This is a genomic window from Citrobacter sp. Cpo012 (assembly GCF_030333015.1).
GTDB lineage: Bacteria > Pseudomonadota > Gammaproteobacteria > Enterobacterales > Enterobacteriaceae > Citrobacter > Citrobacter portucalensis.
On the sequence record NZ_JAOWGR010000036.1, the window covers coordinates 631,716 to 640,345 of the forward strand.

The window sequence follows — 8,630 nt, forward strand, 5'->3', positions numbered from 1 at the left end:
CAACGACTTATGCGGATTTAGGTAAAATGGCTTCAACGTCGCTGTGCGGACGCGGGATAACGTGGCAGGATTTCACCTCACCAACGGCGCTTGCGGCTGCGCTTCCAGCATCTACGGCTGCTTTCACCGCGCCGACATCACCGCGAACCATAACGGTGATAAGGCCAGAGCCGATTTTTTCGTAACCAACCAACTGCACGTTTGCGGATTTCACCATGGCATCAGCGGCTTCAATAGCGCCGACAAGCCCTTTTGTTTCAACCAGTCCCAGTGCGTTATTCATACTGCTTTTCTCCTGTGGGTTATGAGTGGCATTCCCGGAACGGAATGCCTTTAACCAGCCGCGCAGCGTTGTTACCAATGCTGCGGCGATCGTGGCTATTTTGTTGATACGTCAGCGTAAAAAGTGGTGCTGATGTGGGTAAGTTTTTGTAGTGCACGACCAGTTTTTCGCGGCTACAGCCAATACCGACCAGCAATGGAGACTGGCAGGCGGCCAACCATGCGTTGTGGATAACGTCAGTTGAGCTACTCTCCTGAATCACAAAGGGGATCCCTTCTTCTTCAATACCCAGCAGTACGTCATTCCAGACGTCAGCACAGTCAGCACTGGTGAAGATAACGATGGCTGGGGTGGTGAGATTACTTTCCATGAGCGAATGCCTTATGCCAGGAGAGAATCAGTCCTGTCGCAACCGCATTGCGCGGACCTTCGGTACCACGAATGTTGCCGCGCCCGGCAACCAGTCGATAATGCGCCAGAGCATCGGTGACCAGCTGTGGAACTTCAAAATCCAGAGATGAGCCGCCAACCAGCACCACAAAGGGAATATCCCGAATGTTCCCGGTCGGACTGACCTGACGTAGCGCTCTGAGTGCGTTAGTAACGAAAACGCGCTCCTTGGCGCTTCGACGAATGGCCCGTACTTTCTCCAGCGCCAGTTCACCAGGCAGTGGCACCAGTTCATCGGGTTTCACTACGCACACGCGCGCAAAAACCGTTGGTGGGAGAGGCGTAGGGAAGAACTGAACGCTGCCGTCTTCGTGGCGAAGGTGGAACAAGCTCTCAACTTTCGCCAACGGATACTTTTTAATCTCTTCAGCGAGATAACGGTCATCCAGGCCCAGTTCACGGGCAATGATCATCGTGACCATATCGCCTGCGCCTGCCAGGTGCGTGGCAATAATTTCGCCCTTAGGATTGATGATAGAAGCGTCGGTTGAACCCGCGCCGAGATCCAGAATAGCCAGTGGTCGTGTTGTGCCCGGAGTTGTTAAGGCTCCCAGAATGGCAGCTTCGGCTTCGGCCCCGCCAACCTGGACATCAATGTTGAGTTTTTGCGTGATTTCCTGGGCAATCATCGCCATTTGCAGGCGGTCTGATTTCACCATGGAGGCTATGCCGACAGCCTGTTCCAGCGAGAACTCACCGGCAAGTCCACCCGTCACACTGACGGGAACCGAGGTATCGACCGCCAGCAGATCCTGAATAAAAATTTCATGACTGGGTTTGTTGGTTAATTCAGCCATCGTCTGGCGCACATGCTCCAGCATGCCGCCAATATTGGTGCCAGCTTCTCCGGTCACGTTATCCAGTTTTGGGCATTCACCAACCGCTTTCATAATCGCTTCGGCGCCCGCGGCAACGTCGACCCGTACGGTACGACCCTGAGACTGTAGCTCCAGATTTCCGGCAGGAATCGCTCGCGCTTTCACATCACCTGACGGCGTTTTCACCACCACGGCTGAACGGTTGCCGATCAGCGCCCGTGCCATCGGAACAATGTTTTTAGTCTCATCGGCATTGAGGCCAAAGACAGTTGCAATGCCGTAGGGGTTAGAAAGGGTTTCAATGACCTTTCCTGGTACAGCGACCTCAATGGCAGCCAACATCCCCAACGGGATACGGTCGATATGAAGGACTTCATCGACGATGGGCAGGGGGTGAGTCAGACGATTGCTGACCAACACGCCATCGTCCTGCTGCAAAATAACGCCAGTCAACTGGTATCCGGCACGGACGGAGGCATTAATCATCGTAGCGACATCGGCGAAATCAAATGCCGATGACACCACCAAAATATAGGGCGTATCCGCCGGGCGACTGAGAAGGTCTTCCGGCGTAATAGTGACGCCCACGCCTAACCCGACGCCGCCCGGTGTTTTAGGGTTATGGCCGATCATGGTGGATTCAGTGATGATGGTTTCGGTTATTGTTTCCATCGCCACGTCGCCAATGACCGGGGTGGCTTCGTTAATACGGATGAGCGAAATATCGCTGACATTGATACCGACGTTTTTTGCCGCCAGCGTAAGGGCCTCCTGAATGCCAAACACATTACGTAATGTGCCCTTAATTCCGGTGGTTTCTGCCAGCGCGCTGCCGGTGATGCTCAGCACGCCAGACTCATCCAGAGTAGCCAGAGCGACTTCTGTTGATGAGTTGCCTATGTCAATGCCAGCTATATATCGCATGATCCTGTCCCTGAGTTAGTCGTCGCCTTTGAGTTTTTTACGCTCAACGTACAGCGCTGCCGCTTCACGAACGAAAGCTGCGCAGATTTTTGCCTGATAACGATTTTCGAGATCGTCGGCGATAGCCATCAGCTCATCTTTTGTTGAGCGGTACGGGCGCAGCGCGTTGTAGATCTCAAGAATGCGATCGTCAGGAACAGCGGTTAGCTCGGCTGCGCGCTCGAAGTTCATCGCCAGCCTGTCACGTCCGGCATCTTTGGCTATTTCCGCCTGCAGGCGCAGTGTTTCAGGGGTGATGCGCATGTCCTGCGCGGTCACTTTGTTGCTCAGAACATTTTCAAGCGTGAAGTCGTCCAGCGTTTTGTTGGTCGCAGTTTTTACCCACTCAGGATGTTTATTCGCGAGAGGGTAATCCGTGACTTTCGCGGTATGTGCTGATGAACTCGCCGCGGGCGGAGTCGCAGACTCGCCTTGCAGGCTGTTCATCCGGCTCAACACATCCCGAACCATCGATTCAATTGCGTCGGTATTCATGGAGGTATCCTTTATCAAAGCGCCACGCGCAGTTCCTGCGGGTTTTTGCCTGTCACAACGTATTTGGTCTCTTTAATGTGCAGAATGGCTGATTTCGCCTGGTACTTAGGACGGGCCATCTGGTCATTCAGAGTAGGGACCGGTTGCGGAGATTCACGCTTGGCATAACGCGCGGCGTTTTTACCGATCTGACGATAGGTTTCCAGCGTCAGAAGCGGTGCCTGAGGGAACAGCTCCAGGTTTGAAAGCGGCGGTAACCCCTGCTGGTGGATAACCGTGGTACCTTTTGACTGGATGCCGATAGAGATCCCGGAACCGCTCAGACGGTTCCCCTCAACGGCGACAAACGCCACATCGGAGGATTTAAAGCAGCGGATAACGCGCGCTTTAATGCCTTCTTCTTCAATACCGGCAATCACTTCGCGCAAGATATTCTTATGCGGGATACCTACGATATTGACGGTTTGCGAGAGCCCGAACGCCGGCCCTACGGCAATAATCACTTCGTCCTGTTGCTGGCCTTGTTTGGCTTCACCAATCTCGGTCAGAAAGCTGTCTCCCTGTGTCGCCGCAGCCTGAGGTGCGCTTGCCGCTGTAGATGCGCGGAAAGAGACGGGTTTGTCGCTGGTCTGCATTTCAGACAACACATCTTCAATTATCTGGCGCAGTAGTTTTTCATTAATTTCCATTTTTCACCCCTTAGCCAAGCTCGTTGGGATCAAGTGCGCCAGGGATGTTTTTGATTTCTTCCCAGCGTTCGCCCTGCAGGCGATAACCTGTTGCCGGACCGGCATAGTCGTTAACATCATTGACAGCGGATAGCACCTGTCCGTCGCCAACGATAATGGCGGAGGTATGCAGGTAATCCCCGGTTAACTTGGCTTTCTGGATGTTGAGCATGTCCTGAGCGACATCGGTAAATCCGCCCTGAGCAAGGGCTTTCACCACTTCCAGACCGTTACGGTTTTTATTGATGATCTCTTGTGCAAACTTGATGTCTTCAACGATGTTACGTTCCGGCATATCTTTCGAACCGTGGGCGTAGGTCGCAGCTTCCACTTCTTCATCAGTGATTGGTGGTAATCCCATCCCGGCAAAGACGGCCTGCAGCGCACGTGCCGCTTTGTTACGAATGGCGATAACATCTTCTTCGCGAACCGGGCGCAGACCACCGTCTACTTTCAGGTCACGCTGGAGAACGTTGTAGTCGTCAAAATCTTCAGCATCCTCGTTCGAACCCGCAAACATGTTGTCGTAGTTCGGCACCGCGGAATAACCAGAAGAAATGAAGTCAGTACCCGGCAGGAACTGCATCAGCAGACGCGCAGTACGACGCATATCCGAGTGGGTAAAGGTTTGGTCGTTGCTGGAGGCGCATTCCAGATCCAGAGAGGAACAAATCAGGTTTTCAGCCAACACTGCACGAATGCCTGACGGCACGGCGGAAGGGACACCGATGCAGCTTACTGAACCGTTTTGCAGACCCTGTACGCCCGCAGCTTTGGTGATGTAAATGCAGCGGGCTTCCAGATAAAGCATCGATTTGCCTTCGGCGTAACCCATCTGAACTTCTGAGCCAGAGCCGGAGGTAAAGCGCATTTTCAGACCACGGGAAGCATAGGACGAGGCGAGGAAGCCTTTCGACCATGGCGTGTCATCGCCGTCGGTAAAGACGGGTTCAGTGCCATAGACGGAGATGGTTTCCGCGTAGCAGGTGTGGCCTAGCATGCCGAGTTTAAGTTCGGTAGCTTCTTCCAGCGAGCACTGGGTTAATACGCCAGGGCGTCCAACCTGTGAGCCGACTAACAGCGCAATGGCGTTAAATGGCGCATAACGTGCAACGGCAACGGTTGTTTCCTGTTCGTCAAACCCGCGCCATGCGCCTTCAGCGGCATCAGCGGCAATCTGCACCGGGTTATCTTTGACGTTAGTGACGTGCGCTTGTTGAGATGGTGTACGACGAGCACGCATTTTCTGCATCGCCATCATCATCTCAACGACGTTCATATGGGACACCACTTCGACAATTTTTGCCGGCGTCATTGCGGTGGTCAGCGGCACTATGTCTTTGCGCTTCACGTTAGGGTCGCAAAGCATATTGGCCAGTTTGACCGAGTCCATCGCCATGACCTCTTCTGCGCGCGCCAGGTTAATGCCATAGCGGGCAATGAAATGGTCGATTAAGTCAAATTCACTGGCGGATTTACCGTCCAGTTCAGTGACTGTACCGTTGACGATTTTAATCGACGGTTTGGGGTCGTTCGGGCTTTCCATCGCAATGAAGCCTTCTTCGATCCACTCCTTAACGAAACCATCCTGATTCACAGGGCGCTTCGCCAGTGCTTCAAATCTTTTCGATCTCATGAATCAGCCTCACTGATATCAGATGTAGGACGGACGATCGTTTTTCGGCTCTGAGCCGAGGGTCCCGAGTACGGTTTTACCGATTTCACGGGCGGAGATAACGGCCTGACGAACAGCGCCAGAGTCACCCGAAATAACCAGAATGGCTTCGTTACTGAAGCTGGTGCCATGGGCAGGGGAGCTGTAGGCCACAACTTCCACGTTGGCGGATTTCAGGGCCGTATCGGCCATCAGGACACCAACGGATGCTGGCGCGCCGACGATAACGCCACAGGCACGGCCAATCGGTGCGCCAAAGGCTTTTTCCAGCGCGTAGCTGGCGCGTGCGGTGTACTGCATTTCGATGTGACCGGCTTCGTTGGCATAAACATCGCCAAAGGTGCGATCCAGTTCTTTCAGTGCGACTTCAATGCCGCGTTTCACGTCGGAAACATCGTTGCCGCCAAGAATAATCAGCGAACCATGACCTGCGCCGCCTTTGGTATCACGTGGTAACTCAATACTGACGACTTCAGTATTGGTGGCTTTTACCGCTTCATCGGCGGCCATGATGTGCGGGCCTGCGCCAGTACGGGCGCCAAGGATGCCAATGGAGCGATACCGTTTTTCAAGTTTCATCGCGTCCAGTAGGGCGCTGTCTACGTTGGCGATTACCAGACCGACGGTGTCGCCAATCGCGGTACCGACAAACTCCGTTAAACTGCAGCTTTTCTCTGCCATAGCCGTTTCTCGTGTTGGAGGATTATTTTCAGGGATAGCCTGCTGTTCCGGCGTTGCCACGCGAGCAATCACCTGCGCCATGATCTGTTCAACCAGCTCATTGCTGCTCATTAGCTAATTCCCTTCGGTAAGATTTTTTCTACATCGGTATGCGGGCGTGGGATGACGTGTACGGCTTTCACTTCTCCCACATTACGGGCTGCGGCGGCACCTGCATCTGTTGCTGCTTTGACTGCGCCGACATCGCCACGGACAATGACTGTTACCAGCCCCGAACCAATTTTTTCGTAGCCGACCAGCATTACATTGGCTGACTTCACCATTGCATCTGCGGCCTCTATGGCTGCAGTTAAGCCTTTGGTTTCTACCATTCCTAACGCTTCTTGTTGCATAAAGACCTCGCCTGGGTTGTCCCGATTTTCATGACTATAAAAAGAAGCGAGGAAAAAGAATGGCTGAGTTGAAAGTAAGAGTGAAAAAATAGTGGGGTTATGGTGAGATAAAATTGCTATATGTCATCATAATAATTTGTTTTTGTTGGTTATTTTTAGTTTAAGTAATGTGACTATTTGGTTATGTTAATTCCATATTTACACTTTTCCGAGTGACAGTTTAAATATCATTTGCTATGCGAGAAAAATGAAATTGTGATGATCGTTTGAAAATAGAATTCTGCTTTTCGCAATATTTTATTATTTTGAAAATGTACTTTTAATAGGGTAAATCCTCGTTTTACCGCCTGCTTTAATAAAGGTGATAGCAAGAATTTGCTATCACAACACGATTTTTAAGGGCATGTCGCTTGCAGATTGCCAACAATTTGCCGATACAGATTTTTATAGTAAGCCTTGAAGTAATCTTCCTGCCAGCAAGGAGTCCGCTGGTAAAGACACGAACTCTGCTTAGAAGGTGTCACAATGAACGATTCACTAAGAGCGCAATGTATTGCTGAGTTTTTGGGTACCGGACTATTTTTGTTTTTTGGTATTGGGTGCCTGAGCGCCCTGAAGGTCGCGGGTGCCAGTTTGGGATTGTGGGAGATCTGCATCATATGGGGTTTGGGGATCTCGCTTGCAGTTTACCTGACAGCCGGGATTTCTGGGGCCCATCTCAACCCCGCTATTACCATCGCACTTTGGTTGTTTGCCTGTTTTCCGGGTCGTAAGGTACTACCTTATTCTGTCGCTCAGATAGCGGGGGCCTTTGGTGGCGCTATGCTGGCCTATTTGTTGTACGGCAGCTTATTTATTGAGTATGAATCAGCCCATCAAATGGTACGCGGTAGTCTGGAAAGCCTGCAACTTGCCAGCATTTTTAGTACGTATCCTGCCGCCGCACTGAGTGTCTGGCAGGCCGCACTGGTCGAAGTGGTGATTACCTCCATTCTGATGGGGATGATTATGGCGCTGACGGATGACGGTAACGGTGTTCCCAAAGGCCCGTTAGCACCACTGCTGATTGGTATTCTGGTTGCTGTTATCGGCGCATCAACCGGTCCACTTACCGGTTTTGCGATGAACCCGGCACGTGATTTTGGTCCTAAATTGTTTGCCTGGATGGCTGGGTGGGGTGATGTTGCGATGACAGGTGGGCGTGATATCCCTTATTTCATCGTGCCGATTGTGGCACCTATCATCGGCGCCTGTGCGGGCGCAGCAATTTATCGTTATTTTATTGGCAAAAATTTACCGTGTAATTCGTGTAAGTTGGAGGAAAATGAGAGCTAGCTTCACGAAAGATGTTTATTATTGAAAGGTAAAAACTGTTTTCGTGATCCGGTTTCCTGAACGGCTTAAAAAGTCTCCCAACAATGGGAGACTTTTGTTGTGCACAGAAAACCCCCAGCTAGGCTGGGGGTTCCGGAAAGCTTTCAGCTTTGGGCCAGTTATTAAAACCCCTTTTGATTTGTTAAAACACCTTGCGGTCTGGCAACTGCAAGGGTTAAACAAGAAATCAAAAGGGGGTCCCAATGGGGGACGAAAAGAGCTTAGCGCACACCCGATGGAACTGTAAATATCACATAGTTTTTGCGCCCAAATACCGAAGACAAGCATTCTACGGGGAGAAACGTAGGGCGATAGGCAGCATCTTAAGAAAGCTGTGTGAGTGGAAAAACGTGCGGATCCTGGAAGCGGAATGCTGTGCAGATCATATCCATATGCTTGTGGAAATCCCGCCCAAAATGAGCGTATCCGGTTTTATGGGTTATCTGAAAGGTAAAAGCAGTCTGATGTTGTATGAGCAGTTTGGTGATATGAAGTTTAAATACAGGAACAGGGAGTTCTGGTGTCGTGGGTATTACGTAGATACGGTGGGTAAGAACACGGCAAGGATACAGGAATACATAAAGCACCAGCTTGCAGAGGATAAAATGGGCGAGCAGTTATCGATCCCTTATCCGGGTAGCCCGTTTACGGGCCGTAAGTAACGAAGTCTGATGCAAATGTCAGATCGTATGCGCCTGTTAGGGCGCGGCTGGTAACAGAGCCTTATAGGCGCATCAGAAAAACCTCCGGCTATGCCGGAGGATATTTATT

The 8,630-nt window shown here is 51.5% G+C and carries 10 protein-coding genes; 2 read left to right on the forward strand and 8 right to left on the reverse strand.

Annotated features, from left to right (window positions below; genetic code table 11):
* Window positions 1-7: 7 nt before the first annotated feature.
* Genes pduJ through pduA form a run of 8 tightly spaced genes read right to left on the reverse strand, consistent with a single transcriptional unit; the run spans window position 8 to window position 6,485 of the window.
* Window positions 8-283, reverse strand: coding sequence for a propanediol utilization microcompartment protein PduJ (gene pduJ, locus OGX90_RS09750; protein WP_001057752.1), 276 nt, complete (start codon window positions 281-283; stop codon window positions 8-10).
* A gap of 19 nt (window positions 284-302) precedes the next feature.
* Window positions 303-653 carry a glycerol dehydratase reactivase beta/small subunit family protein gene (locus OGX90_RS09755; RefSeq protein WP_003834139.1) on the reverse strand — a complete coding sequence of 117 codons (351 nt, stop codon included), beginning with the start codon at window positions 651-653 and terminating at the stop codon, window positions 303-305.
* Entirely contained in the window at window positions 643-2,475 is a 1,833-nt protein-coding gene (locus OGX90_RS09760) for a diol dehydratase reactivase subunit alpha (protein ID WP_234692088.1), read from the reverse strand. The genes OGX90_RS09755 and OGX90_RS09760 overlap by 11 nt, the downstream gene beginning before the upstream one ends.
* A gap of 15 nt (window positions 2,476-2,490) precedes the next feature.
* On the reverse strand, window positions 2,491-3,009 hold the full coding sequence (pduE, locus tag OGX90_RS09765; RefSeq protein WP_003030243.1) for a propanediol dehydratase small subunit PduE: 519 nt from the start codon (window positions 3,007-3,009) through the stop codon (window positions 2,491-2,493).
* 14 nt (window positions 3,010-3,023) lie between these two features.
* Complete coding sequence (gene pduD, locus OGX90_RS09770) at window positions 3,024-3,698, reverse strand: propanediol dehydratase medium subunit PduD (protein WP_003834131.1); 675 nt, start codon at window positions 3,696-3,698, stop codon at window positions 3,024-3,026.
* A 10-nt stretch (window positions 3,699-3,708) separates the two neighbouring features.
* On the reverse strand, window positions 3,709-5,373 hold the full coding sequence (gene pduC, locus OGX90_RS09775) for a propanediol dehydratase large subunit PduC (protein ID WP_003030249.1): 1,665 nt from the start codon (window positions 5,371-5,373) through the stop codon (window positions 3,709-3,711).
* Window positions 5,374-5,391: 18 nt separating this feature from the next.
* Window positions 5,392-6,204, reverse strand: a complete 813-nt coding sequence (gene pduB, locus OGX90_RS09780; RefSeq protein ID WP_003834129.1) for a propanediol utilization microcompartment protein PduB — start codon at window positions 6,202-6,204, stop codon at window positions 5,392-5,394.
* Window positions 6,204-6,485, reverse strand: a complete 282-nt coding sequence (gene pduA, locus OGX90_RS09785) for a propanediol utilization microcompartment protein PduA (RefSeq protein WP_003030255.1) — start codon at window positions 6,483-6,485, stop codon at window positions 6,204-6,206. The genes pduB and pduA overlap by 1 nt, the downstream gene beginning before the upstream one ends.
* A gap of 525 nt (window positions 6,486-7,010) precedes the next feature.
* Here pduA and pduF point away from each other — a divergent pair.
* Both pduF and tnpA read left to right on the forward strand, forming a co-directional pair.
* Window positions 7,011-7,820, forward strand: coding sequence for a propanediol diffusion facilitator PduF (gene pduF, locus OGX90_RS09790; protein ID WP_003030258.1), 810 nt, complete (start codon window positions 7,011-7,013; stop codon window positions 7,818-7,820).
* Window positions 7,821-8,062: 242 nt separating this feature from the next.
* Window positions 8,063-8,521: an IS200/IS605 family transposase gene (gene tnpA / locus OGX90_RS09795; RefSeq protein WP_057069660.1), complete on the forward strand. Its 459-nt coding sequence runs from the start codon at window positions 8,063-8,065 to the stop codon at window positions 8,519-8,521.
* The last annotated feature ends 109 nt before the right edge of the window (window positions 8,522-8,630 follow it).

Bases quoted from the DNA above. Each gene is read 5' to 3' on its own strand.
- pduJ (WP_001057752.1), bottom strand. From the start codon at position 283: ATGAATAACGCACTGGGACTGGTTGAAACAAAAGGGCTTGTCGGCGCT.
- OGX90_RS09755 (WP_003834139.1), bottom strand. From the start codon at position 653: ATGGAAAGTAATCTCACCACCCCAGCCATCGTTATCTTCACCAGTGCT.
- OGX90_RS09760 (WP_234692088.1), bottom strand. From the start codon at position 2,475: ATGCGATATATAGCTGGCATTGACATAGGCAACTCATCAACAGAAGTC.
- pduE (WP_003030243.1), bottom strand. From the start codon at position 3,009: ATGAATACCGACGCAATTGAATCGATGGTTCGGGATGTGTTGAGCCGG.
- pduD (WP_003834131.1), bottom strand. From the start codon at position 3,698: ATGGAAATTAATGAAAAACTACTGCGCCAGATAATTGAAGATGTGTTG.
- pduC (WP_003030249.1), bottom strand. From the start codon at position 5,373: ATGAGATCGAAAAGATTTGAAGCACTGGCGAAGCGCCCTGTGAATCAG.
- pduB (WP_003834129.1), bottom strand. From the start codon at position 6,204: ATGAGCAGCAATGAGCTGGTTGAACAGATCATGGCGCAGGTGATTGCT.
- pduA (WP_003030255.1), bottom strand. From the start codon at position 6,485: ATGCAACAAGAAGCGTTAGGAATGGTAGAAACCAAAGGCTTAACTGCA.
- pduF (WP_003030258.1), top strand. From the start codon at position 7,011: ATGAACGATTCACTAAGAGCGCAATGTATTGCTGAGTTTTTGGGTACC.
- tnpA (WP_057069660.1), top strand. From the start codon at position 8,063: ATGGGGGACGAAAAGAGCTTAGCGCACACCCGATGGAACTGTAAATAT.